Source organism: Curtobacterium phoenicis, assembly GCF_047238015.1.
In the GTDB taxonomy this organism is placed as follows: Bacteria; Actinomycetota; Actinomycetes; order Actinomycetales; family Microbacteriaceae; genus Curtobacterium.
Genome location: NZ_JBDFLZ010000002.1, coordinates 1 through 23,622 on the forward strand (window position 1 = coordinate 1; position 23,622 = coordinate 23,622).

Consider the following 23,622-nt stretch of genomic DNA (forward strand, 5'->3'; position numbering starts at 1 on the left):
TCGTTCCACGACGGCTTCTGGGTGACGAACCACTTCGAGCCGGCGGCGCGGACGATCTGCGGCAGCGCGCCCGAGTACCCGAACGAGTCCGGGAGCCAGGCCTCGGGGGTGTCGATGCCGAACTCCTCGAGGAACAGCCGCTTGCCCGCGACGAACTGCCGGGCCAGGGCTTCGCCACCCGGGAGGTTGGTGTCCGACTCGACCCACATGCCGCCGACCGGGATCCACCGACCCTCGGCGACCCGCTGCTTGATGCGCTCCCAGATCGACGGGTACCCGTCACGGATCCAGGCGTACTGCTGCGCAGAGGAGCAGGCGAACGTGAAGTCCGGGTCGCGGTCCATGAGGTCGAGCACGTTCGAGAAGGTCCGCGCGCACTTCCGGATCGTCTCGCGGACGGGCCAGAGCCAGGCGGAGTCGATGTGCGCGTGCCCGACGGCGATCGCGCGCTGCGCGGACCCGGATGCGCCCACGGCGAGCAGGGGCGCGAGGACCCCGCGGGCGTCGGCAGCGGTACCGGCGACGTCGTCCGGGTCGAGGGCGTCGGCGGCGCGCTCGAGGCCGCGCAGGATGTCCGCACCGCGGGTGCCGTCGGTGGGCAGCTCGCCCATGAGCCCGCGGAGCACCCAGAAGTCCTGCTGGAGCTCCCACACGGTGTCGTCGCGCTCGACGAGCTCGATGCGGCGGACGCGGTAGATCGGATCGGAGCCGGCGGTGGACTTCGAACCGAGCGGGGTCGCGCCCTGGAAGGAGTCGCCCCCGATGTCCGGGTTCGCGGCGGCCTCGACGTAGACCTCGAACGACTCGCCGGGGCCGACCTCGATCGGGACGGTGTCGTTGTGCGGCTCGATGCCCTTGATCGTCGTGCCGTCCGGACGCCACGCGAGCCCCTCGGCCTGGAAGCCGGGGTTCCGCTTCGTGAACCCGAGGTCGACGAGGAGTTCGGCGGTGGTGCCGGGTGCGGTGCCGAAGTCGGCGGGGACGGTACCGCGGATCCGGAACCACGTCGTGCCCCAGGGCTTCCCGCCCCAGGCGCCGCCGTCGAACGGGGCGTAGTCGGCGGCGACGGCGGTGGCGAAGGGCACCGGTTCGTCCGGCACCTGCCAGGCGTCGATCGTCACCGGGGCCGAGCGGCGGTGCACGGCGGGGTCGATGCGGTCGCGGACCAGCCGGGCGATCCGGGCGTGGACGAGCGGTTCGTCGGAGTGCATGGAGGAGGTTCCTTCTGGCTCAGCCCTTGATGCCGCCGGCGAGGGCGTTGCCGCCGCCGAGGCCCCGGGACACGAGCACGTAGAGGGCGATGACCGGCACGGAGTACACGATCGAGAACGCGGCGAGCTGCCCGTAGGCGACGGCGCCGTTCTGGCCGAAGAAGTTGAAGATGCTCACCGCGGCGGGCACCTTGTCGGGCGAGAGGAGCAGCACGAAGGGGACGAAGAAGTTCCCCCACGCCTGGATGAACACGAAGATGAACACCACGGCGATGCCGGGCCGCATGAGCGGGATCACGATCCGCCACAGCGTGGTGAGCATCGAGGCGCCGTCGGTCCAGGCCGCTTCCTCGAGCGACACCGGCACCGAGTCCATGAAGTTCTTCGCCATCCAGATCGCCATGGGCAGCGAGGTGGCCGCGAGGAAGAAGATGCACCCCCACACGTTGTCGATGAGGTTGAGCGACACGAACAGGGCGTAGACGGGGACCATCATCGCGGTGATCGGGAGGCCGGTGCCGAACAGGATGCTGTAGAGGAACGGCTTGTTGACCCGCATCTTGTACCGGGAGAGCGGGTACGCGGCGAGGATCGCGACGACGACCGTGACGACCGCGGTCCCACCGGAGAGCAGCAGGCTGTTGCCGAGCGGGATGAACGACAGGTCCGGCGTGAGCACCTTGGCGAAGTTGTCGAGCGTGAACTGCGTCGGCATCTTCACGGACAGCGACGCCTGCGTGTCGAGCGAGGCGAGCACGAGCCACAGCAGCGGTACGGCGAAGCAGACGGCGATGACGAGCAGCACGACGTTCGACACCCAGCGCATCGTGCGGCCGCGTGGCGAGGTCATGTGGAGCGCACCGGGGGCGGTGACAGCCCGGGTGGTGGTCGTGTCGGGACGAGCGGCGGTGATCGCCATGTCAGTCCACCTCCGGCTTCAACGCCTTGATGTAGATGATCGAGAACACCGCGCCGACGATGAGCAGGATCGTCGCGATGGCCGTCCCGAAGCCGAGCTGCGAGAACTTGAACGCCTCCTGGTACGCCAGGATCGGCAGCGTCGACGAGTTCGTGCCGGGGCCGCCGCCGGTCATCACGAAGATGAGCGTGAACACGGACAGCGTCTGCAGCGTCGTGAGCATGAGGTTGGTCGAGATCGAGCGGCGGATGACGGGGATCGTGATGTACACGAGGCGCTGCCAGCCGGCGGCGCCGTCGACCTCGGCGGACTCGGTGATCTCCTCGGGGACCTCCTGCACGGCGGCGGAGTACACGAGCATCGAGAACGCGGTGCCGCGCCAGATGTTCGCGAGGATCACGGAGAACATCGGCAGCGTGTAAAGCCAGTTCGGCCCGGTGATGCCGAAGAGCTTCAGGAACTCGTTGAGCGTGCCCTGGTCGTTGAAGAACGCGTAGGCGGCGAACGAGGCGACGATCTCGGGCAGCACCCACGCGGCCACGACGAAGGTCCCGACGATCGACCGGACGACCTTGTTCGCGCTGCGCATGAGGAGCGCGAGCCCGAGGCCCAGCACGTTCTGCCCGACCACGGCGGAGGCGAGGAGGAAGACGACGGTGAGGATGACCGACTTCGGGAAGTCCGGGTCCTGGAACAGCTCGACGTAGTTCTTCAGGCCGACGAACTGCTGGTCGGAGGCGCCGACGCCGGTCAGGGCGGAGTTGGTGAACGACCCGTAGAACGACGAGATGACGGGGCCGAGCAGGAAGATGACGAGGAGGACGACGGCGGGCAGGAGCGGGACGGCCCGTCCGACGTTCCGCAGCGGCTTCCGCTTGCGCGGAGCCGGCGGATCGGTGCGCTGCGGCGCACCGGGCGCCGACAGGGTCGGCGCGAGGGGGGTGCTGGACACGTGGTTGCCTTCCGGGTGCGGAGAGGGTTCCGAAGGATGGGGAGGGACGGACGGGAGGCACGGTGCACGACGTGAGCCGTGCCTCCCGTCCGTCAGGTGGTGACGTCCGTCAGGACCTGACGTCCGTCAGCCGGCGGAGACGGTGTTGTCCTTCCCGACGACCTGCTCGACGGCCTGGTCGTAGGCGGCAGCGGCCTGCTTCGGACTCTGCTGCCCGGTCATGACCGACTCCATCGCGACCTGGATGGCGTTCGAGATCTGCGAGTAGTCACTCGTCGCCGGGCGGAAGTTGGTGTGCTCCACCAGCCCGGAGAAGAACTTGAACGTGGGGTTCGCGTCGGTGTAGGCGCTGTCCTCGGCGACGTCCTTGCGGACGGCGATCTGGCTGTTCTCCGTGTCGTACTTGAGCGACCCGTCCTTGTCGAGGAACTTCGTGATGAAGTCGAACGCGGCCTGCGGGTTCTTCGAGTTCTTGCCGACCGCGAGCGTCCAGCCACCCGACATCGAGTTGTAGCCGGGCTCCTGACCGTTCTGCGTCGGGAACGCTGCCGTCCCCATCACGTCGTTCCACTGGGACCACGGGGCGGTGCCGGTCTTCAGCCAGGTGCCGGACTGCCACGAGCCGTCGAGGTCGATCGCGAGCTTGCCCTGCGGCAGCCACGTCTGCGCGATGGTCGTGCCGACGTTGGTGTCGAGCGCCTGCTGCGGGGTCGGGCCGAGGCCGCCCTGGTAGACGTCCTTCACGAACTGCAGCGAGTCCTGGAACTGCTTCGAGCCCGTGACCCACTTCTTGTCCTTGTAGAGCGTGTTGCCGTCACCGTCGGCGCCGTACAGGAGCATCTCGAAGCCCTGCATGGTCGACGCCTCGCCCTGCGCCTTGCCCGAGTAGATGTTGAACGGGATGACGCCGGAGTCCTTCTCCTTGATCGTCTTCGCCGCGGCGAGCACGTCGTCCCAGGTCTTCGGCTCCCACGGGACGGGGAGACCGACCTTCTTGAAGATGTCCTTGTTGTACCAGAGGGCCCGGGTGTCGGTGCCCATCGAGACGCCGTAGGTCTTGCCGTCGACGCCCTCACCGGCCTGCTTCGCGTTGTCGTAGAACTGGTCCCAGTCCTTCCACTTCGCCGTGTACTTGTCCAGCGGCAGGAGGTACCCGGCCTGCGCGTCCGCCTTGATGAGGAAGGTGTCCTCGTACATGACGTCGGGAGCGGTCGCCGGCGCCTTGTTCATGAGCGCGAGCTTCGTGTAGTAGTCGTTGCCCTGCGCCTGGATCGGGACGAGCGTGACCTTCTTGCCCGGGTACTCCTTCTCGTACGCCGTCTTGACTTCCTTCATCTGGGCGTCGAGCTGCTGGAAGGCGCCGAACTTCTGGTAGGCGATCTTGATGGTGTCGCTCGAGGCGGACCCTGAGCTGGAACAACCCGCCAGTCCGACCGCGGCGACTGCCACGGCTGCGAGACCGGCGATGATTCGGGTGCGGCGTTTCATCGGTGCTCCTTTGCACGGGATGTCCGCGGGTGCTGTCACCCGCGCGCAGGATTAGTCCAGCGTATTGACTTATCCGTGTCAAGAGGGATTCCGGTACCGTTCCGGAACTGTTTCCGGGGTCCGGGACCTCACACCGGGGTGGCGCCGCCCGTCACCGTGATGCCGCCGGACTCGGGCACGTCGACGAGCAGCACGCTCGGACGCCCGACGTGCCGCCCCTGCCGGATCACCACGCGGTCGCCCGGCTGCACGGCTCCGACCGCCCGGAGGTACGCCCCGGTCGACGCCGCAGCCGAGCCCGTCGCCGGGTCCTCGGTGATCCGACCCGCGGGGAACAGGTTCCGGGCCTCGTACTCGAGCGGCCCCGTGCGGTGCAGCACCGTCACCGTGCCGGCCCACCCCGCCGCGTCCTTGAGCTCCGCGAGCACCCGGGGGTCGAAGCGGAACTGGTGGAACAGCTCGTCGTCGGCGAGGACGAGCACGGGGTGACGGTTGCCCGCGAAGGACTCGAGCACCGGGAAGCCGTCGGCGATGTCGTCCGGCCCGAGCCCCGTGACGTCGAAGAGTCGCGCGAGGTGCCCCGGGTCCACCGCGGCCGTCCGCGGCTCGACGCTCGTCATCGCGAGGAGCACCGCGCCGTCGTCCCCGGTCGACGTGTGCACCGCGATCTCGCCCGCAGGGGTGACGAACACGCGGTCACCGGTGCCGTGCCGTTCGGCGAGCGCGACCCCGGTGGCGACCGTGGCGTGCCCGCAGAACGGCACCTCGGCCGCGGGCGAGAAGTACCGGACGACCGGGCGGTCGAGGGTCCCGCCGACGACGAAGGCCGTCTCGGAGTACCCGACCTCGCGCGCCGTGGTCAGCATCTCGGCATCGGACATCCCCGCGGCGTCCAGGACGATCCCGGCCGGGTTGCCCCCGCCCGGTTCGGCGGCGAAGGCGGTGTACCGGAGGATCTCGGAGGTCATCCCCCGACGGTACCGCCCGGCCTGCCCGGTCCTGGACCGACGCCCGACCCGGACGACTGACCATCGAAGCGCGCCCCGCGTTCGTCGGAGGGGAGCGTGAGGAACACGATCAGGACGACGTTGCCGATCGGGACGGCTGCCAGGAGCACCCACCAGCCGGAACGGTTCGTGTCGTGCAGACGACGAGCGGTCACCGCGATCCACGGGAGCAGTGCTGCGAGCGCGAGGAGCGCGACCAGCAGCAGGCCGACCAGGCCGACCGGCGGCAACGAGGACAGGAGCGTCCACCAGACCGGGAACGGGTTCATCGCGCGGAGCGCCTCGTCCATGACCGCTTCGTCCGAAGGCGAGATGTCCTGCGGCCGCCACGTCAGGATCCCGATCAGGTACGGGATCTGCGCGACGTTGGCGAGGATGTACCACCACAGCGCCCACCACCAGAACTCGGCTCGGGCTGCCCGGCCCGAGAACACGGTGTACCCGCGCCAGAACCGGCCGAAGGACGCCAGGAACGTGGCTCGGTGCCAGGCCGTCCCGACAGGTGGCTGCACGTCGTCGGTCACCGGCCCTTCTTACCGAGCAGACCTCACAGCACCTCGGCGGTCATGTCCCCCGTGCGCCGATCCCGCGTCAGCGGCGGATGAGCAGGGTGCTCGCTCGCGGCGACAGCGCGGCGTCGAGCACGAGGCACGCCGCGCCGACCGCCGCGACGTCGGCGCCACGGTCGCTCTCGACCACCGCGATCGGGTGCTTCGGCACGAGCAGCGGCGACTCCACGATCGCGGCACGCGCAGCCGGGAGCGCCGCCGGCGCGATCCGCGACCAGAACGGCCCGCCGAACACCACACGGTCGAGGTCGAGGAGGTTCACGATGAGCACGGCCGCGTTGCCCATGACCCGTCCGGCGTCCGCAGCGAGCGCGTGAGCGTCCGGTTCACCTGCCGCGATCGCCGTCGCGAGCGCGTCCCACGCCCGGTCGACCGAGGCCGCGTCGGTCACCTCCCCGAGCACGAGCCCCCGGGCTGCGGCGATCTGGACGAGTCGGTCCGGGGCCACCGCGGCGCCGACCTCCCCACGGGTGCCGGACCCGTCCGGGGTCCCGGCGAGTGCGCCCTGGTCGACCATGATGTGCCCGGCGTCGCCCGCGTTCGCACCGACGCCCCGTACGGGCTCGTGGTCGAGGACGAGCCCGACGCCGAACCCGGTGCCGAAGTACACGAACGCGAAGTTCCGGGCGGCGGACTCCCCCGCCAGGAACATCTCGCCGACCGCGGCCGCCGTGACGTCCTTCTCGAGCAGCACCGGGTAGCCCGTGGCCTCGGCGAGCGCGTCGCGCAGCGGGACGTCGCGCCACCGCGGCAGGAACGGCGGGTCGAGGACGACGCCGGCCTCCGCGTCGATCGGCCCGGGGCTCGCGATGCCGACGCCGAGGACGGTGTCGACGTCGACCTCGGCCCCCACGACGAGCGCGTCCACGGCGTCGGCCATGGTGCGGACCACCTCGGCGGGGTCGTCCGCGGTGGGCGTCGACGTGGTGCTCTGTGCGACGACCGTGCCGGCGAGGTCGAGCAGGACGTAGGTCACGATCGCGGGGTCGACGTGCACGCCGACCGCGTAGCGGCTGCCGGCCTCGAGCCGGAGGATCGTGCGCGGCTTGCCCCGGCCGGAGACGACTGTGCCGGACTCGACGATCATGCCGGCCTCGATGAGGAACCGGGTCACGTTCGACACGGTCTGGGCGCTGAGGCCCGTGCGCCCCGCGAGCTCCACCCGGCTGAGACCCTCGGGCGAGCGTCGGACGGCGTCGAGCACGACGGTCCGGTTGAACCCCCCGATCGACGGGAGGTTCGCTCCTCGCCGGTGCTCTGCCATGTCGCGACCATACCGCGCCGAAACCCGCCCCCGGGCCTCGCGGACGGTGACAACGGTGCGGTATCGGTCCACGCGGCTCGCTGGCCCCCGGACTGGCGGCACGGATACGCTGACCGCATGGCCGATCTCCGTCTCGAACAGCTCTCCGCAGCGACCGCCGCCGCGGCCAACTCCCTGACGCTGAAGCCGGGGCAGGAACAGTTCGTGCAGCCGACCACGTACGGGCAGGCGGAGTCGGACGTCAAGCCCAGCTCCGCGTGGACCCGCGTCGTGCTCGACGGCGACGAGGTCGTCGGCATGATCATCGGCACGTTCGACGCCGACAACCCGGAGGAGGAGCTGCGCAGTGCGATCTGGCGCGTCAACGTCGCGGCGACGGCGCAGGGTCGGGGCGTCGGGCGCTTCGCCGTGCACGGCCTCGCGGACGAGGCACGCAGCCGGGGCTTCGAGCGCCTGACCGTCGTCTACGAGCCCGGCGGGAGCGGCAGCCCCGAGGCGTTCTTCCGCGCGCTCGGCTTCGAGTTCGTGCGCGAGACGCAGTACGGCGACCACTTCGCGGTCCTGACCCTCGGGTGACCGCGGAGCCGGAGCCGGAGCCGCTCGACTTCGGCGCCGCCGTCGCCGAGGTGGTGCGGAGCATCCCGTCCGGTCGCGTCATGACGTACGGCGACGTCGCAGCGGCCCTCGGGTCGCGGGCCGCACGGGCGGTCGGCAAGGTGATGGCCCACGAGGGGTCGGACCTGCCCTGGTGGCGCGTGGTGCGGTCCGGTGGCCTGCCGCCGGTCCACCACGAGGCCCGCGCGCTCGAGCACTACCGCGCGGAGGGCACGCCGCTCGTGCACGGCAGTTCGGCCTGGAGGCTCGACATGCGTCGCGCACGCTGGTCACCCGAGCGGGGTGACCGGTCGGACGACGTGACCGGCGCGGCGGGCGCGCACCGCGCCTCCCGGCCGGGTCGGGTCGACGACGGACCGGACCGTGGCTACGACCCGGCGGATCCCGGGTTCCCCGTCGACCCGTTCTGAACCGCGAGGCCGGGCCCCGCCTCCTCGCGGCCCGCCGTGCGCGGACCCGGCACGGGTCCGCCCGACCCGCTCGCGACCGCTGCCGTCACGGCGACGTCCGGCACGCCCGCGGACTCCGACGGCCGCAGGTCGCGGATGCGTCGGGCGGGGACGCCCGCGTAGAGCCCGCCGGTGCGGAGGTGCCCGGCGACGACCGCACCCGCGGCGACCACCACGTCGTCCTCGATCACGGCACCGGGGAGCACCATCGTCCGGGCGCCGATCCAGACCCGCTCGCCGATCGCCACCGCGCGACCCGAGGCCGTGCGGTCCCAGTCACCAGCGGCGTCGATGCCGTGGTGGCTCGTGACGATGAGCACCTGCATGCCGATCGCGGTGTCGTCGCCGATGGTCACGGGGGCGACGGCCTCGATCGACACGTGCTTGTTGCAGAAGACACCGGTGCCGATGGTGAGGTTGCGGGCAGAGCCGGTGAGCGCGAAGCCGACGCCGGGCCCGGACCCGACGTGCGCGCCGGCGAGGTTCAGGAGAGCGCGGCGGACCACCCGCGGGACGAGCGCCGAGCCGAGGAGCGTGCTGAAGAGGACGTGCTCGGTGCCGTACGTGAGGTCTTCGCGGAGGCGGGCCGCCGGGCCGCTCGGGGTGTGGGTCACACGCGAACAGTAGGGCGGTCCGGCCGGGTTCGTCCTGTGGTCCGGCGACTCTTGCGGGTTCCCGCCGCCGGGCCGGTCAGCGGTCGAAGCGGGTGCCCTTCGGGTTCGGCGGCAGCAGGCAGAGGACGTACACGACGAGCGACCCGATGCCGGGAACCACGTGCAGGAACTGCCAGAAGCCCGACAGGTTCACGTCGTGCAGTCGACGGGCGCCGAGGGCGAGCGAACCGATCAGGGTCGCGAGACCCCACAGCACGAACAGGTACGACCCGACGGGGCTCTCGAGCAGCGGCGCGTCCGGCGTGAACGCCTGCGGGACGAGCTGCAGCGCCAGACCGACGGCGAACGACGTGATCCACCACCACCAGAACTCGGCCCGGGACGCCCGGCCCGAGAACACGGTGTACTTCCGCCAGAACCGTCGGACGGCCTCGACGAAGGGTGCGCCGTAGAAGGGGTCGCGCAGGGCGACGCCGCCGGGCTGCAGGCTGTCGTTGCTCATGGTGCAAGCCAACCATGCTGAAACGGTCCGTCGTGGCGGATCAGCGGCCTGCACCGTCAGGTCCGGAGGCCGACGTCACGACAGCTGCCGCCGTCGGCGCGGTCGCCGTCGTCACCGCGTCCCGGAGCACCCCGGCGATCCAGTGCGCGAACTCCCGCGTGATGTGTTGCCCGTCCTCGCGGATGAGCACGTCACCGGCGATCGCCGGACAGGCACCGGCTGCGTCGCAGTACCAGCGACTCGAGTCGACGAAGTGGACGGCAGCGCGCTCGGATGCGACCAGTCGCTCGGCATCGGCGGCGGCGGCGTAGGCCTCCGAGAGCGTGGTGGCACATGCGGACGGTCGAGCCCACCGCAGTGCAGCACATCGCGCTCGGTCGGGCGCTTGGGGCGCTGCCGCCACGAAGACGACCGCCGCATCGGACGGACGGATGCGGTCCGCGAACACGGCGGCGGCCCGGTACCACCGCGCCGCGGCCTCCCGGAGCGGCGGGTCACCGACCTGTTGCGCGAGACCGTCGTACGAATGTGTGACGATGACGACGTCCGGGCGTGCACGGTTGATCTCCCGCACGGCCGCGGCGCGCTGCGCGTTGCACCGCGCTCGGTCGTCGGCGGTCTTGCCCTCGACGGTGATGCCGATCATGGGGCACCCCTCGGCCGTCAGCCCGCGGACGACGGCGTCCGCGGCGAAGGCATCGACCACGGCCGGCATCAACGACGTCCCGACCGAGCTCCCGACGACCGTCACCGATCGGGTGGTGCGGACGTCCCCGAAGCGGCACGAAGCTGGGTCGTCGATGTCGGTCCAGGCGCACTCCTCGAAGCCCGCCGCCGGTCCGGCTGACGCAGTGTCGAGGCCCGGGCGGAGGTCGTGCGGCCACGAGTCGGCGCGCACGCCGGAGTCGATCGCCGCGGACAGGGCCCGGGCATCCGGCAGCGCGGCCGTCACGCGGTCGTCCGGCCCGGTGCGCGCGGGCGTCGCGGTCGCCACGCTGCCGACGGCGAGCACTGCGGCGATCGACACCGTCACGAACACACCGCGCGACAGCGCCCGACTCCTCCTGCCCATCCGCGTGCCCGGCTGCTCGACGAGCAGCCGGGAGAGGATCCCGAGCCCCACCCCGACGCCGATGCCGAGAGCTGCACCGAGGACGCGCTGCCCGGGGCCGAGGAGTCCTGCGGCGACGACTGCCGGGTAGTGCCAGAGGTAGATCGAGTACGACGCGTCGCCGACCAGCTGTACCGGACGCCACCGCAGCAGCGGCAGCGGCTGGAGACTGTCCCCGGCGACGAGGACGAGTGCAGCACCCACGACCGCCGGCAGCGCGTCGGGCATCGGGACCCCGTCGGAGGCCGGTCCGACGAGGCTCGCCGCACCGATCACGGCGAAGCCCGCGATCACGAGCAGCGTCCGTGCGCGCGGACCAGGCTCGGGCCACGGGACGATCCGCCGCGGCCCGGCCGACGCGCTGCCCGTCGAGCCCGTCGGCGTCGCGATGGGTACCGACACGGCGCCGAGGACGGAGCCGAGCGCGAGCTCCCAGAGCCGGGCTCCGGTGTCGAAGTACGCAACGCCCGGTGCCAGCGCACCCTCGGCTGCGGCCCACACCGCGGAGACGAGGCCCAGCGTGCCGCCGACACCGACGGCGAGCGCCCGGACACGTTCGGCGTCCCGGGCGCCGAACACGCGCCACGCGGCGAGCAGCAGGACGGGGAACACGACGTAGAACTGCAACTCGACACTCAACGACCAGAAGTGCTGGAAGGGCGAGGTCGCGGACGACGCTGCCCAGTAGTCCGCGTCGCGTGCGAGGAAGACGAAGTTGGCGACCCCCAGGGCTGCCGCGGCTCCGTCGCCGGCCACGGCGCCGGCCGACGCCTGGCGGAGCCCCGCAGCAGCGACGATGACGACGACGACGATCGTGACGAGGGCAGCCGGCAGCAGTCGCCAGAACCGGCGCGCCGCGAACGCTCGCAGCGCGAAGTGGCCGCTGGCGATCCGCTCGCGGACCATCGAGCGGGCGATCAAGTACCCCGAGATCACGAAGAAGACGTCGACCCCGAGCCATCCGGCTCGCGGGAGCCCAGCCGCGTGCACCGTCACGACGATCAGCACGGACAACGCGCGCAGGGCGTTCACGTCGGTGCGGAACTCCCCTGCGCGCGTCACCACATCAGGATATCAAGTATCAACAGCGGAACGCGATCTACACGAGCGAGTCCCGCCAGGCCGCGTGGAGCTGGGCGAACCGCCCGGTGCCGGCGATGAGGTCGTCCGGCGTGCCGTCCTCGACGATGCGGCCGTGCTCCATCACGAGCACACGGTGCGCGATCGCGACGGTCGACAGGCGGTGCGCGATGATCACGGCCGTGCGGTCGGCGAGCAGGGTCTCGAGGCCCTCCTGCACGAGCCGCTCGGACGGGATGTCGAGCGACGCCGTCGCCTCGTCGAGGATGAGCACCTTCGGGTCGGCGAGGAACGCCCGCGCGAACGAGAGCAGCTGGCGCTGCCCCGCGCTCACCCGACCACCGCGCTTGTTCACGTCGGTGTCGTAGCCGTCCGGCAGCGCCATGATGAACTCGTGCGCGCCGACGGCCTTGGCCGCACGCTCGATCTCCTCCCGCGATGCTCCGGGCTTCCCGAGCGCGATGTTGTCCGCGACCGAGCCGGAGAACAGGTAGGCCTCTTGCGTGACCATGACGATCGCGCGGCGCATGTCCTTCGTGTCGAGCTCGCGCAGGTCCACGCCGTCGAGCTGCACGGATCCCTGGGACGGGTCGTAGAAGCGCGCCATGAGCTTGGCGAGCGTCGACTTGCCCGCACCGGTCGACCCGACGAGCGCGATGGTCTGCCCCGCCGGGATGTGCAGGTCGAACGCCGGCAGCACGACCTTGTCGGCGTTGTAGGCGAACACGACGTCGTCGAAGTCCATCTTCCCGGTGGCGTCGGCCAGGCGGGTGGGCTTCACCGGGTCCGGCACGCTCGGCCGCTCCTCGAGCACGCCGGAGATCTTCTCCATCGCGGCCGAAGCCGACTGGTACCCGTTGTAGAACATCGCGAGCTCCTGCGCCGGGTCGAAGAACCGCTTGGCGTACAGCGCGACCGCGAGCAGCGCGCCGACCTCGAGCGACCCGCCGACGATCCGGAAGCCGCCGACGATGACGACCGCCGCGAGCGTGGCGTTGCCGATGAGCACGAGCACCGGGTCGAACGTCCCGAACAGGTTGAACACCTTCGTGTTCGCCACTCGGTAGTCCTCGACGTAGCGGCCGTACTCGTCACGGTTGCGGGACTCCTTGCGGAACGCCTGCACCGCCCGGATGCCCGTCATCGTCTCGACGAAGTGCACGATCACCCGGGCCGACGTGACGCGGGTGGCCCGGAAGAGGGTCTGCGAGTTCGACTGGAACCAGCGGATCAGGAACCACAGCGGTACGAGCGACACGGCGAGCACGAGCCCGGACGTCGGGTCGAGCGCCACGAGGGCGATCGCCGTGAACACCATGTACAGCACGCCCTGGATGAGCTGGTTCAGACCGGAGTCGAGCAGCTCGCGGATGGAGTCGAGGTCACTCGTCTGGCGCGAGATGATCCGACCCGACGTGTACGTCTCGTGGAACTCGAGCGACAGCCGTTGGGTGTGCAGGAACACCCGCTTGCGGAGGTCGAACAGGATCGCCTGGCTGATCCGCGCCGCCAGCACGGTGTACCAGGCGGTCAGGACGGCGCCGGCGATCGCCACGAGGATGTACGTCGCGACGACACCGAACGCCGGCACCCAGTCGTTCCGGTCGAGCACCGCCGGCAGGGCGTTGTCGATGCCCCACGCGATGAGTGCCGGCCCCGCGACCGTGCCCGCGGTGGAGACCACCACGACGACGGCGAGCAGCACGAGCCGCGCCTTGAGCGGTGCCGCGAGGGACCCGAGCAGGGCGAGGGAGCGACGGCGCAGGCGCTTGCTCTCCGCCTTGGTGAAGTCGTCGCGCTCCTCACCGCGCACGCCGAGCGTGGAGATCGACGCGGTGATCGGAGCCGCCGACTGCGTGTCGGCGCCCTCCTGCGGGACGGAGGCCGGGCCTCCCGGCTCTGCTGCCGTCTCGACGGGCAGTTGCTGTTCCTGCTGGCTCATGCCATCGCCTCCTCTCGTGCGGTGGCGTCGTCCTCGTCGAGCGACGAGATGACGTAGCGGTAGTGGTCGTTGGTGGCCATCAGCTCCGAGTGGGTGCCGACGGCGGTGACGACGCCGTTCTCCATGAGCGCGACGCGGTCCGCGAGCGTCACCGTCGACGGACGGTGCGCCACGATGAGGGACGTGGTCTCGGCGAGGACGCGGCGGAGGCCCGCCTCGACCCGTGCCTCCGTGTCGACGTCGAGCGCCGACAGGGGGTCGTCGAGCACGAGCACCGACGGGCGAGCGGCGATCGCTCGGGCGAGCGCCAGACGTTGCCGCTGTCCGCCGGAGAGCGACAGGCCCTCTTCCCCGACGCGGGTGTCGACACCCTCGGGCAGGTCGTCCACGAACGACGCCTGCGCGATGTCGAGCGCCTCCCGCATGACGGCCTCGGCCTCGTCGCCGGACAGGTCCGGGCGACCGAGCAGCACGTTGTCGCGCACCGACGTCGAGAACAGTGTGGCGTCCTCGAAGGCGACGCCGACGTGCCGCCGGAGCTCCTCGCGCGTGAGGTCACGGATGTCGACGCCGTCGATCGTCACCGAACCGCCGGTGACGTCGTAGAGCCGGGGCACGAGCGACAGCAGCGTGGTCTTGCCGCAGCCGGTGAGCCCGACGAGCGCCATGGTCTCGCCCGGCCGGAGCTGCAGCTCGACGCCGTTGATGAGGTCCGGGTACTGCGGCGCCGAGTCCTGGTAGCGGAAGTGCACCGCGTTGAAGGACAGTGCGCCGTGCGGCTCCGCGATCGTCTTCGGGTGCTCCGGGTCGGTGATCGTGTTCTCCGAGTCCATGACCTCGAAGAAGCGGTCGACCGCGGTGCGGGTGTCGAACGTCATCGAGAGCAGGAAGCCGATCGACTCGATCGGGAACCGGAGCACCGTGGCGGTCGCGAAGAACGCGAAGAGCTGCCCCACCGTGAGCTGCCCCTGGGACGCCAGGAAGATGCCGGCGAGGAGGCACAGCGCGAACGCCACGTCCGGCACCAGCAGCAGCCAGAGCCAGATGCTCGCGACGGCCTTCGCCTTCTCGATCTCGGTGCCGCGGAGGGCCTCGGCCTGCTCGCTGAACTCGTCGAGCTTGTACCGACCGCGACCGAACGCCTTGAGGACGCGGATGCCGTGCACGGACTGCTCGACGCTCGTGGCGAGGTCGCCGACCTGGTCCTGGCTGCGACGGGCCACGACCGAGTACTTCCGCTCGAACAGCAGGCCGTTGATCCACAGCGGGATCGACGCGACGAGGAACACCAGGCCGAGCAGCCACCCGAAGGTGAACAGCACGACGAAGCCGACCACGATCGTCACGATGTTGACGACGAGCAGGACGACGCCGAACGCCAGCCAACGGCGGATGAGCGACAGGTCGGAGACCGATCGGGACAGCAGCTGGCCGGACTCCCAGCGGTCGTGGAAGGCCACCGGCAGGTCCTGCAGCTTCGCGTACAGCGCGTTCCGCATGCTCGTCTCGATCCGGGTGGACGGACGCATGACGAGCCGGCGGCGGGAGGCGATGAAGAACGCCTCGAGCACACCGAGTACGAGCACGCCGAGGCCGGCGGGCCAGATCTGCGCGGCGTCCTTCGAGGACAGCGGCCCGTCGACGAGCCACTGCAGGACGTACGGGATCGCGAGCGCGACCAGCGAGGCACCCATGGCGGCGAGCATGCCGCCGATGAGGCGCCGCTGGTACGGCTTCACGTAGGGGTAGATCCGCGCGATGGCACGGAAGGTCGAGGGGCGGTCGGTGGACGGGCGCGCCTGGTCTGGCGTCTTGGACATGGGGTCTGCGTCCTCGTGCGTCGTGCCGGTCCCCCGGATCGGTCGCTGCTGTCGCAGCAGCCGGCCTGGAGGCACGGTGTCCGTTGCGTGGTGGTCGTCGGCCGAGCGGGCGGTCGCGTCACGGGCGGGCCCGCCTGGTCGGGCGGGTCCGGTTCCGCGTCGTGGCCGCTCGCCGCCGCTGGTCGTGCGGCGTCGGTTCGGTCGGAGTGCACCGGGAACGTGGTCGTCCCCGGGTTCAGGCGTGGGCTCGCGCGGGCCCGTGCTCGTCGTCGCCGGTGCTCGTCCGGCGGCTCGTCGCGTGCTCGTCGTCGCCGGTCGTGACCGGTGGCTCGTCGCTGGCTGTGGGAAGCAGCCCTACGCGGACATCGGTGCCGAGACGGCGGGCGTACCCGGGAACGGGTACGGCGCGACGGCCGCGGATGCCGTCCGCGGTCGTGCGTCGGGAGCGGTCCCCACGATGCGCACGATGTCCGCACGGGCTGCCATGGCCGTGGTTCCGGTCGTCGTGTGCATCGTCACTCCAGTCGTCGTCTTCGTCACCGTTGTGTCCCGCGGTGCCGCCGACCCGTGCACGGTGTCGTGCTGGGGTCGTCGGCGTGCCTGTCGCGGAGCCTTACAGACTATTCACAGTCGAACGTGGCGCGCAAGCGTTTTCCGGAGTTGCCGGTTCTTCGACTCAGTGGAAGAAGTGCCGCTCGCCCGTGAGGTACATCGTCACGCCGGCTGCCTTCGCGGCGGCGATGACCTCGTCGTCGCGGACGCTGCCACCGGGCTGGGCGACGGCGCGGACACCCGCGTCGAGCAGCACCTGCAGGCCGTCGGCGAAGGGGAAGAACGCGTCGGACGCCGCGACCGATCCGGCAGCGCGCTCACCGGCACGGCTGACCGCGAGGTGGCACGAGTCGACCCGGTTGACCTGCCCCATGCCGACACCGACGCTCGCACCGGCGTTCGCCAGCAGGATCGCGTTCGACTTGACCGCACGGCACGCCTTCCACGCGAACGCGAGGTCAGCGAGGGTCTGCTCGTCCGCGGGCTCGCCCGACACGAGGGTCCACGTCGACTGGTCGAAGCCGTCGAAGCGGTCGGCGTCCTGCACGAGGAAGCCGCCGGAGACCTGCTTGACCTCCTGCGGGGCGAGCGCGAAGTCGGCCGGCAGCTGCACGAGGCGGATGTTCTTCTTGCGGGAGAGGACCTCGAGCGCCTCGGGGTCGAACGCCGGGGCGACGACGACCTCGGTGAAGATGTCGGCGACGGTCTCGGCCATCCCGAGCGTCACCGGACGGTTGGCCGCGATGACGCCGCCGAACGCGGACAGCGGGTCGCAGGCGTGTGCCGCGGCGTGGGCGGAGGCGATCGGGTCGGACGCGTCCGTCGGGGCGACCGCGATGCCGCAGGGGTTCGCGTGCTTGATGATCGCGACGGCCGGCTCGGCGAAGTCGAAGGCGGCACGGACGGCCGCGTCGGCGTCGACGTAGTTGTTGTACGACATCTCCTTGCCGTGCAGCTGTGTCGCCTGCGCGATGCCGGTGCCGTGCTCGGAGCGGTAGAGCGCCGCACGCTGGTGCGCGTTCTCGCCGTACCGGAGGGTGGCGGCCAGCCCCGCGTCGACCGCGAGGTGTTCCGGGAAGTCCGCACGGGCCTCCCGGTCGTCGCCGGCGCCCGCAGCCGCCGCGACCACTTCCGTCGCGAAGTACGAGGCCACCGCCGTGTCGTAGGCCGCGGTGTGCGCGAACGCCTGCGCCGCCAGGCGCTTCCGGAGCTCGAGCGTCGTCCCGCCCGCGCGGACGGCCTCGACGACCTCGGCGTACGACGAGGGGGAGACGACGATCGCGACGTTCGGGTGGTTCTTCGCCGACGCACGGACCATCGCCGGGCCGCCGATGTCGACGTTCTCGACCACGGTCGCGGTGTCCGCGCCGGACGCGACCGTCTCGACGAACGGGTAGAGGTTCACGACCACGAGCTGGAACGCCTCGATGCCGAGCTCGGCGAGCTGCTGCTCGTGCGACTCGAGCCGGAGGTCGGCGAGGAGTCCCGCGTGCACCGACGGGTGCAGGGTCTTCACGCGGCCGTCGAGGGACTCCGGGAACCCGGTCACGCTCGAGACGTCGGTGACGGCGAAGCCCGCGTCGCGGATCGTCTGCGCGGTCGAGCCCGTCGACACGATCTCGACGCCGGACTCGGCGAGCGCACCCGCCAGCTCGAGCAGACCGGACTTGTCGGACACGGAGATCAGCGCGCGGCGCACGGGCACCACGTCACGGTCGCGGTACAGGCTGGGGTCGGCGGCGTGCACGCTCATGCGTTCGAGGGGCCCTTCAGGTCGGTCTTGCCGTTGGCGATGTCGAGGACGGTCTGGATGAGCAGGCGGCGCTCGACCGGCTTGATGCGGTCGTGCAGCGTGGTCTCGGAGTCGCCCGGCAGCACCGGGACGCGCTCCTGCGCGAGGATCGGCCCGGAGTCGACGCCGTCGTCGACCGCGATGACGCTCGCGCCGGTCTCGGTGACGCCGGCGGCGAGGGCGTCCCGCACGCCGTGGGCGCCGGGGAACTCGGGCAGGTACGCGGGGTGGGTGTTGATGATCATCGGGGAGAACTCCGCGACGACCGCCGGGGGCAGCAGGCGCATGAGGCCCGAGAGCACCAGGAGGTCGGGCGACCAGGGGCGGATCTGCTCGGCGAGCGCGGCGCCCCACTCGGCACGGCTCGCGTACCGGGAGTACGGGACCGTGAACGTGGGGATCGAGAACTCCTCGCCGAGGCCGAGTCCCTCGGCGTCACGGTCGGCCCCGATCGCGACGACGCGGGCGGGGTACTCAGCGTCCGTGGTCGCCTCGAGCAGCGCCCGCAGGTTCGACCCGGTACCGGAGATCAGGACGACCAGTTCGAGCACGGGGTCCAGCCTACCGGGGCGCCCGGGGGTGCTACTCCGTCGACTTCGGCCTGCGCCACCAGGGCAGCTCGTCCTCGGGGATCTGGTCGGTGCGGTCCCAGGTCGGGCGTGAGCCGGCCCCGGCGGCTCGAGCATCATCCCGCGCGGGTCGTGCGCTCTCGGCGGGCGTGTCGTCCGTGACGTCGGCCGTCTCGTCGTGGTGTCCGGCGACGAACTCCTCCGTGCTCCACGGGAACGCCGGCTGCTGCTCGGTCCCTGGTGCGGTCGGCAGGGGCGTGGGCGGATCCCCGAAGCGGTCGTCGGTGTGACCGCCGCCGATCCGGTCGCGGACGGCGGCGGCGCGGTCGCGGACACCACCCCGCACCCCGTCCGCTGCACTGCGCAGCCGGTCCCGCACGCTGCCGAGGGCGGCACGGGACGGGGCCCCGCGCTCGCCGTCGACGGTGCGATCGACCCGGTCGGACGCGACGACGTCGGTGCGTGCCCACTCGGGGAGCTCGACGTCCTCGTCCACGGGTGCTGCGCCGGCGTGTGGCGCGGTCCCGTCGGCGTGGGGTGCCCGGGCGCGGTCCGCTTCCTCGTCGGCGAGCCCGGTGACCGGTTCGGTGACGGCCCCGGTGGCGGACGGGACCGCGGCCGCTGCTGTGGCGCCGGAGGTGCGCGTGGCCTGCTCGGTGTCCGTGGTCCGCGTGGGGTGCGGGTCGTGGACCTCCTCGACGACGAAGCGGTGGACGTCCGTGGTCCGTCCCGCCCCCGCGCGGTCGAGCGCGTCGATCAGGGACCCCTCCGCGGCGACCGCGTCGGCGTCGTCCTCCTCGGTCTCCGTCCAGCGCTCGCGCCGCTCCGGGAGACGCACCAGGTCGCTGCCGACGGCGAGAGCGACGACGGCCGGCAGCCCGACCTCGAGCGCCGCGAAGGCCCCGACGACGAGCGCGTGCGGGCCGACGTCGGCGAGGCGCCCCGGTCCGAGCGAGCCGGAGGACACCCACGCGACGGCACCGGTCAGGACGCCGGCGACGAGTCCGACCGCCACCCCGCCCAGGGCCCGGTGCAGGGCCGAGTCCGCGCGACCGAGCGCCCGGACGATGCGCGGACGCAGGAGCCCGGCGACCGCGAACCCGGCGACGACGGGCACGAGGACCCAGACGAGTCCGAAGGTGTGCCCGGACGCCGGCAGCGCACCGAAGACCGGGATGCCCGGGATCGGGCCGAGCGCCGTACCGATGGGCGAGACGCTCGAGCCGGTGCCGATGGCGAACCCCGGCCCGACGAGCCACGCGGTGGCCCACCCGACGAGGTCCGGCACGAACGCGAGCTGTCCGACCGTCAGGGCGATGCCACCGACGACCCCGGCGTGCGACCGCTCGTACAGGGTGATGACCTCGGCGAACGAGGTGAAGAGCAGGACCGCCACCACGAGCCCGGCGACGGCGACGATCGCGGCGGTCGCGGCGGTGCCGGCTCGGAGGCCGAAGCCGGCGATCGCTCGCCAGACCGCGGGGACCCGGTCCACGAGGTCGATCGCCCGCTGTGAGAGCGCGTCCGCCGGGAGCATCCGGCGCACGCGGCACACCTCGGAGGCGACGAACGCCGGGACGCCGAACCAGAGCGCCGGGAACACGACCGCCTGCCAGACGCTCGGGTCCGTCGCGGCGGAGGTCGACGACAGAGCGACGGCGAGGCCGAGGACGGCGACGACCGCGGTGCCGACGAGGACGCCGGTGGTCCGGTGCGCGGTCTCGGCGAAGCGGCGTCCGGCACGGCCCCCGAGCCAGGCCGTGACGATCGCGAACCCGAGCGCGGCGAGTGTGACGTGGATCGGCGCCGACGCCCCGCCCACGCCGGACGCCTTCGCAGCCGCTGCGCCGAGCAGGAAGGTGACGTCGACCCCGTGCCCGACGAGCCAGACGCTGCCGCTCGCCTTCCAGAACACGTCCCAGTCGACCTGCAGCCCGTACTCGAAGCCCCAGAGCAGGGTGAGCGGCACGAGGGCGATCCCGACGCCGACGCCGACCGTCACGATCCCCTCGATCGCGGCGAGCACGGCGGTTCCCAGGCGGTTCATCCGGGCCAGGGTACGTGCTCGCCCGTCGTCGAGGAGGAAGCCGCGCGGAGGAGCACCACCCGAGTCCTTGCCCGGTAAGTATTTCGTATTCATAATGTTTGTATGCACACGATTGCGCTCGCCCCGAAGAAAGCCGCCCGCATCGGTGCGCTCCGGTTCCGCAACGCCAGCACGGGCAGGCGAGCGTGCGTCGGCGGCGACGGCCCGGTGGTCAGCATGACGAGCTACGGCGAACGCATCGCGTCGGCACACCTCGCACTGGAGAGCATCGCGGCCGGTTCCGTCCGGCCCAGTCGGCTGATCCTGTGGCTCGATGACGCGCACGCCGTGGAGTCCCCGACGCCCGGCCTCCGACGGCTGATCCGACGAGGACTCGAAGTCCGTCTCGCCGAGGACGACGGTCCGCACAAGAAGTACTACCCGTACGTGCAGTCGGAGCGTGTCCATCGGGTGCCGCTGGTCACGGCCGACGACGACTGGCTCTTCCCGCGCCGCTGGCTCGAGACCCTGATGCGCGAGCACGTCGTCGACGACACGACGAACACCACGCACCGCGCACGAGACATCTCCGTCGTCGGTGGAGCCGTCGCGCCGTACGTGCAGTGGGGACGGATCGGTGCGCGGGGCTCCTCGCCGCGGAACCTGGCGACGGGCGGCTGGGGGCACGTCCTGACCCCGCGCATGCTCGACGCGCTGCGTGACCGCCACCACGAGTTCCGAGCGTCCGCGCCGCGGGCCGACGACATCTGGCTGCACCGGGTCGCGGTGGAGTCGGGCACCGCGCCCAAGTCGATCGGCCGCTACGACCACCGGCACATCCTGCACCTGCCGATCGGGTACGGCCCGACGCTCGCCGAGACGAACGTCGACGCCGGCGGGAACGACCGTCAGGTCGCAGCGGCGTGGACGCGCGACGTCCTCGCACGCATCACGGCGGCAGCGTGAACGACGGGAGGCACGGCGCGAACCCGCACCGTGCCTCCCGACGGTCTGTCCGGACGCGTGGTCCGACGAAGCCGCTACGCCTTCGCGGCGGCGACCACCTCGCGCAGCAGCGCCGCGGTCTCGGACGGCGTCTTGCCGACCTTCACACCGGCCGCCTCGAGCGCCTGCTTCTTCGCCTCCGCCGTGCCCGCGGAGCCGGACACGATCGCGCCCGCGTGCCCCATGGTCTTGCCCTCGGGTGCGGTGAAGCCCGCGACGTAGCCGACGACGGGCTTCGTCACGTGCGCCTTGATGTAGTCGGCCGCACGCTCCTCGGCGTCACCACCGATCTCGCCGATCATGACGATCGCCTCCGTCTCCGGGTCGGCCTCGAACGCGGCGAGCGCGTCGATGTGCGTCGTGCCGATGACCGGGTCGCCGCCGATGCCGATGGCCGTCGAGAAGCCGAGGTCACGGAGCTCGTACATCATCTGGTAGGTCAGCGTGCCGGACTTCGAGACGAGACCGATCGGGCCCTTGCCCGTGATCGTCGCCGGGGTGATGCCGACGAGCGACTCCCCCGGGGTGATGATGCCGGGGCAGTTCGGTCCGATGATTCGGGTCTTCCCACCGAGTGCCTTGGCGTGAGCCCAGAACTCCGCGGAGTCCTGCACCGGGATGCCCTCGGTGATGACGACGACGAGCGGGACCTCGGCGTCGATGGCCTCCATCACGGCGTCCTTCGCGAACGCCGGTGGCACGAAGACGATCGAGACGTCGGCGCCGGTGGTGTCCACGGCCTCGCGGACGGAACCGAACACCGGGAGTTCGACGTCGCCGTGCGTGACGGTCGTGCCGGCCTTGCGGGCGTTCACGCCACCGACGACGTTCGTGCCGGCCTTGAGCATGAGCGCGGTGTGCTTGGTGCCCTCGCCGCCGGTGATGCCCTGGACGATGACCTTGGAGTCCTTGTTGAGGAAGATCGACATTGTTCTGCAGGCTCCTTACGCCGCGGCCGCGGCGAGCTCGGCGGCCTTCTCGGCCGCATCGTCCATGGTCGCGGCGACGGTCACGAGCGGGTGCGCCGCCTCCGCCAGGATCCGACGACCCTCGTCCACGTTGTTGCCGTCGAGGCGCACGACGAGCGGCTTGGTCGCCGAGTCGCCGAGGATGCCGAGCGCGGCGACGATGCCGTTCGCGACGGCGTCGCACGCGGTGATGCCACCGAACACGTTCACGAAGACGCTCTTGACCTGGGGGTCGCCGAGGATGACGTCGAGGCCGTTGGCCATGACCTCCGCGGAGGCACCGCCGCCGATGTCGAGGAAGTTCGCGGGCTTCACGCCGCCGTGGCGCTCACCGGCGTAGGCGACGACGTCGAGCGTCGACATGACGAGTCCGGCGCCGTTGCCGATGACGCCGACCTCGCCGTCGAGCTTCACGTAGTTGAGGCCGTGCTGCTTCGCCTTCGCCTCGAGCGGGTCCTCGCTGGCGGTGTCCTCGAGCTGCGCGTGGCCCTCGTGGCGGAAGTCGGCGTTGTCGTCGAGCGAGACCTTGCCGTCGAGGGCGAGGATCTGGCCGTCGCCCGTGCGGACGAGCGGGTTGACCTCGACGAGGGTGGCGTCCTCGCCGGCGAACACGTCGTAGAGCTTCACGAAGACGTCCGCGACCTGGTCCTGGAGCTCGGAGGGGAAGTTCGCCTGCCGCGCGATCTCCAGCGCGGCCTCCTTGTTGATGCCGGTGAGCGGGTTCACCTCGACGCGGGCGAGGGCCTCGGGCTTCTCGACGGCGAGCTGTTCGATCTCCATGCCGCCCTCGACGCTGACGAGGCTCAGGTAGGAGCGGTTCGCCCGGTCGAGCAGCACGGAGAAGTAGAACTCCTCGGCGATGTCGGCGCCCTGGGCGACCATCACGCGCTGCACGGTGTGGCCCTTGATGTCGAGGCCGAGGATCGCCTGCGCGTGCTCGTAGGCCTCGTCGGGGGTCTTCGCGACCTTGACGCCGCCGGCCTTGCCGCGACCGCCGACCTTCACCTGCGCCTTGACGACGACCACGCCGCCGATCTTCTCGGCCGCTGCCTTCGCCTCCTCGGGGGTGTCGGCGATGATCCCCTGGAGGACGGGGACGCCGTAGGACTCGAAGAGGTCCCTGGCCTGGTACTCGAAAAGATCCACGCTGTTCTTCTTCCCGCACGT

20 protein-coding genes are annotated in these 23,622 nt (G+C 71.3%); 3 read left to right on the forward strand and 17 right to left on the reverse strand.

The genetic code is table 11. The features are described from left to right. The 7 genes from ABC270_RS00030 to ABC270_RS00060 form a co-directional block, all read right to left on the reverse strand. On the reverse strand, positions 1 to 1,211 hold a 1,211-nt coding region (locus ABC270_RS00030), incomplete at its 3' end, for a glycoside hydrolase family 38 N-terminal domain-containing protein (RefSeq protein WP_459562654.1). Between the two features lie 19 nt (positions 1,212 to 1,230). Then, positions 1,231 to 2,130, reverse strand: a complete 900-nt coding sequence (locus ABC270_RS00035; RefSeq protein ID WP_412878907.1) for a carbohydrate ABC transporter permease — start codon at positions 2,128 to 2,130, stop codon at positions 1,231 to 1,233. A gap of 1 nt (position 2,131) precedes the next feature. Further along, complete coding sequence (locus tag ABC270_RS00040) at positions 2,132 to 3,082, reverse strand: carbohydrate ABC transporter permease (RefSeq protein WP_412878908.1); 951 nt, start codon at positions 3,080 to 3,082, stop codon at positions 2,132 to 2,134. Positions 3,083 to 3,208: 126 nt separating this feature from the next. Continuing rightward, positions 3,209 to 4,570 carry an extracellular solute-binding protein gene (locus ABC270_RS00045; RefSeq protein ID WP_412878909.1) on the reverse strand — a complete coding sequence of 454 codons (1,362 nt, stop codon included), beginning with the start codon at positions 4,568 to 4,570 and terminating at the stop codon, positions 3,209 to 3,211. Between the two features lie 128 nt (positions 4,571 to 4,698). After that, the gene (locus ABC270_RS00050; protein WP_412878910.1) at positions 4,699 to 5,538 is read right to left on the reverse strand and encodes a PhzF family phenazine biosynthesis protein; all 840 of its coding nucleotides are present in this window, start codon (positions 5,536 to 5,538) and stop codon (positions 4,699 to 4,701) included. Then, on the reverse strand, positions 5,535 to 6,101 hold the full coding sequence (locus ABC270_RS00055; protein WP_412878911.1) for a DUF805 domain-containing protein: 567 nt from the start codon (positions 6,099 to 6,101) through the stop codon (positions 5,535 to 5,537). The genes ABC270_RS00050 and ABC270_RS00055 overlap by 4 nt, the downstream gene beginning before the upstream one ends. Positions 6,102 to 6,168: 67 nt before the next feature. Beyond that, positions 6,169 to 7,410 carry an ROK family transcriptional regulator gene (locus ABC270_RS00060; protein ID WP_412878912.1) on the reverse strand — a complete coding sequence of 414 codons (1,242 nt, stop codon included), beginning with the start codon at positions 7,408 to 7,410 and terminating at the stop codon, positions 6,169 to 6,171. A 117-nt stretch (positions 7,411 to 7,527) separates the two neighbouring features. On the opposite strand from ABC270_RS00060, the gene ABC270_RS00065 reads away from it, so the two are divergent. Continuing rightward, the gene (locus tag ABC270_RS00065) at positions 7,528 to 7,986 is read left to right on the forward strand and encodes a GNAT family N-acetyltransferase (protein WP_412878913.1); all 459 of its coding nucleotides are present in this window, start codon (positions 7,528 to 7,530) and stop codon (positions 7,984 to 7,986) included. Then, positions 7,983 to 8,435, forward strand: coding sequence for an MGMT family protein (locus ABC270_RS00070; protein WP_412878914.1), 453 nt, complete (start codon positions 7,983 to 7,985; stop codon positions 8,433 to 8,435). The genes ABC270_RS00065 and ABC270_RS00070 overlap by 4 nt, the downstream gene beginning before the upstream one ends. On the opposite strand, the gene ABC270_RS00075 is transcribed toward ABC270_RS00070, so the two are convergent. The 8 genes from ABC270_RS00075 to ABC270_RS00110 all read right to left on the reverse strand — a co-directional run bounded on the left by ABC270_RS00075 (position 8,393) and on the right by ABC270_RS00110 (position 20,503). After that, positions 8,393 to 9,088 (reverse strand): acyltransferase, encoded by a 696-nt coding sequence (locus ABC270_RS00075; protein WP_412878915.1) that lies wholly within the window; start codon positions 9,086 to 9,088, stop codon positions 8,393 to 8,395. The two genes, ABC270_RS00070 and ABC270_RS00075, sit on opposite strands and share 43 nt — an antisense overlap. Before the next feature lie 76 nt (positions 9,089 to 9,164). Continuing rightward, positions 9,165 to 9,590 carry a DUF805 domain-containing protein gene (locus tag ABC270_RS00080; RefSeq protein WP_412878916.1) on the reverse strand — a complete coding sequence of 142 codons (426 nt, stop codon included), beginning with the start codon at positions 9,588 to 9,590 and terminating at the stop codon, positions 9,165 to 9,167. A gap of 40 nt (positions 9,591 to 9,630) precedes the next feature. Continuing rightward, positions 9,631 to 11,763 (reverse strand): acyltransferase family protein, encoded by a 2,133-nt coding sequence (locus ABC270_RS00085; protein ID WP_412878917.1) that lies wholly within the window; start codon positions 11,761 to 11,763, stop codon positions 9,631 to 9,633. A 37-nt stretch (positions 11,764 to 11,800) separates the two neighbouring features. Next, positions 11,801 to 13,609 (reverse strand): ABC transporter ATP-binding protein, encoded by a 1,809-nt coding sequence (locus tag ABC270_RS00090; protein ID WP_412882014.1) that lies wholly within the window; start codon positions 13,607 to 13,609, stop codon positions 11,801 to 11,803. Positions 13,610 to 13,719: 110 nt separating this feature from the next. Beyond that, positions 13,720 to 15,543, reverse strand: a complete 1,824-nt coding sequence (locus ABC270_RS00095) for an ABC transporter ATP-binding protein (protein ID WP_412878918.1) — start codon at positions 15,541 to 15,543, stop codon at positions 13,720 to 13,722. A 676-nt stretch (positions 15,544 to 16,219) separates the two neighbouring features. Continuing rightward, entirely contained in the window at positions 16,220 to 17,848 is a 1,629-nt protein-coding gene (gene purH, locus ABC270_RS00100) for a bifunctional phosphoribosylaminoimidazolecarboxamide formyltransferase/IMP cyclohydrolase (protein WP_412878919.1), read from the reverse strand. After that, positions 17,845 to 18,438 carry a phosphoribosylglycinamide formyltransferase gene (gene purN, locus ABC270_RS00105; protein ID WP_412878920.1) on the reverse strand — a complete coding sequence of 198 codons (594 nt, stop codon included), beginning with the start codon at positions 18,436 to 18,438 and terminating at the stop codon, positions 17,845 to 17,847. Before purN ends, purH begins: the two co-directional genes overlap by 4 nt. Before the next feature lie 31 nt (positions 18,439 to 18,469). Then, positions 18,470 to 20,503 (reverse strand): cell division protein PerM, encoded by a 2,034-nt coding sequence (locus tag ABC270_RS00110; RefSeq protein ID WP_412878921.1) that lies wholly within the window; start codon positions 20,501 to 20,503, stop codon positions 18,470 to 18,472. Between the two features lie 102 nt (positions 20,504 to 20,605). On the opposite strand from ABC270_RS00110, the gene ABC270_RS00115 reads away from it, so the two are divergent. Then, complete coding sequence (locus ABC270_RS00115) at positions 20,606 to 21,448, forward strand: hypothetical protein (protein WP_412878922.1); 843 nt, start codon at positions 20,606 to 20,608, stop codon at positions 21,446 to 21,448. A gap of 74 nt (positions 21,449 to 21,522) precedes the next feature. On the opposite strand, the gene sucD is transcribed toward ABC270_RS00115, so the two are convergent. Continuing rightward, a complete protein-coding gene (gene sucD / locus ABC270_RS00120; protein ID WP_412878923.1) occupies positions 21,523 to 22,416 on the reverse strand; it encodes a succinate--CoA ligase subunit alpha in 894 nt (297 codons plus the stop codon). A 15-nt stretch (positions 22,417 to 22,431) separates the two neighbouring features. Further along, entirely contained in the window at positions 22,432 to 23,601 is a 1,170-nt protein-coding gene (sucC, locus tag ABC270_RS00125; protein ID WP_412878924.1) for an ADP-forming succinate--CoA ligase subunit beta, read from the reverse strand. Positions 23,602 to 23,622: the final 21 nt, after the last annotated feature.

Bases quoted from the DNA above. Each gene is read 5' to 3' on its own strand.
- ABC270_RS00035 (WP_412878907.1), bottom strand. From the start codon at position 2,130: ATGGCGATCACCGCCGCTCGTCCCGACACGACCACCACCCGGGCTGTC.
- ABC270_RS00045 (WP_412878909.1), bottom strand. From the start codon at position 4,570: ATGAAACGCCGCACCCGAATCATCGCCGGTCTCGCAGCCGTGGCAGTC.
- ABC270_RS00050 (WP_412878910.1), bottom strand. From the start codon at position 5,538: ATGACCTCCGAGATCCTCCGGTACACCGCCTTCGCCGCCGAACCGGGC.
- ABC270_RS00060 (WP_412878912.1), bottom strand. From the start codon at position 7,410: ATGGCAGAGCACCGGCGAGGAGCGAACCTCCCGTCGATCGGGGGGTTC.
- ABC270_RS00065 (WP_412878913.1), top strand. From the start codon at position 7,528: ATGGCCGATCTCCGTCTCGAACAGCTCTCCGCAGCGACCGCCGCCGCG.
- ABC270_RS00080 (WP_412878916.1), bottom strand. From the start codon at position 9,590: ATGAGCAACGACAGCCTGCAGCCCGGCGGCGTCGCCCTGCGCGACCCC.
- ABC270_RS00095 (WP_412878918.1), bottom strand. From the start codon at position 15,543: ATGTCCAAGACGCCAGACCAGGCGCGCCCGTCCACCGACCGCCCCTCG.
- purH (WP_412878919.1), bottom strand. From the start codon at position 17,848: ATGAGCGTGCACGCCGCCGACCCCAGCCTGTACCGCGACCGTGACGTG.
- ABC270_RS00110 (WP_412878921.1), bottom strand. From the start codon at position 20,503: ATGAACCGCCTGGGAACCGCCGTGCTCGCCGCGATCGAGGGGATCGTG.
- ABC270_RS00115 (WP_412878922.1), top strand. From the start codon at position 20,606: ATGCACACGATTGCGCTCGCCCCGAAGAAAGCCGCCCGCATCGGTGCG.
- sucD (WP_412878923.1), bottom strand. From the start codon at position 22,416: ATGTCGATCTTCCTCAACAAGGACTCCAAGGTCATCGTCCAGGGCATC.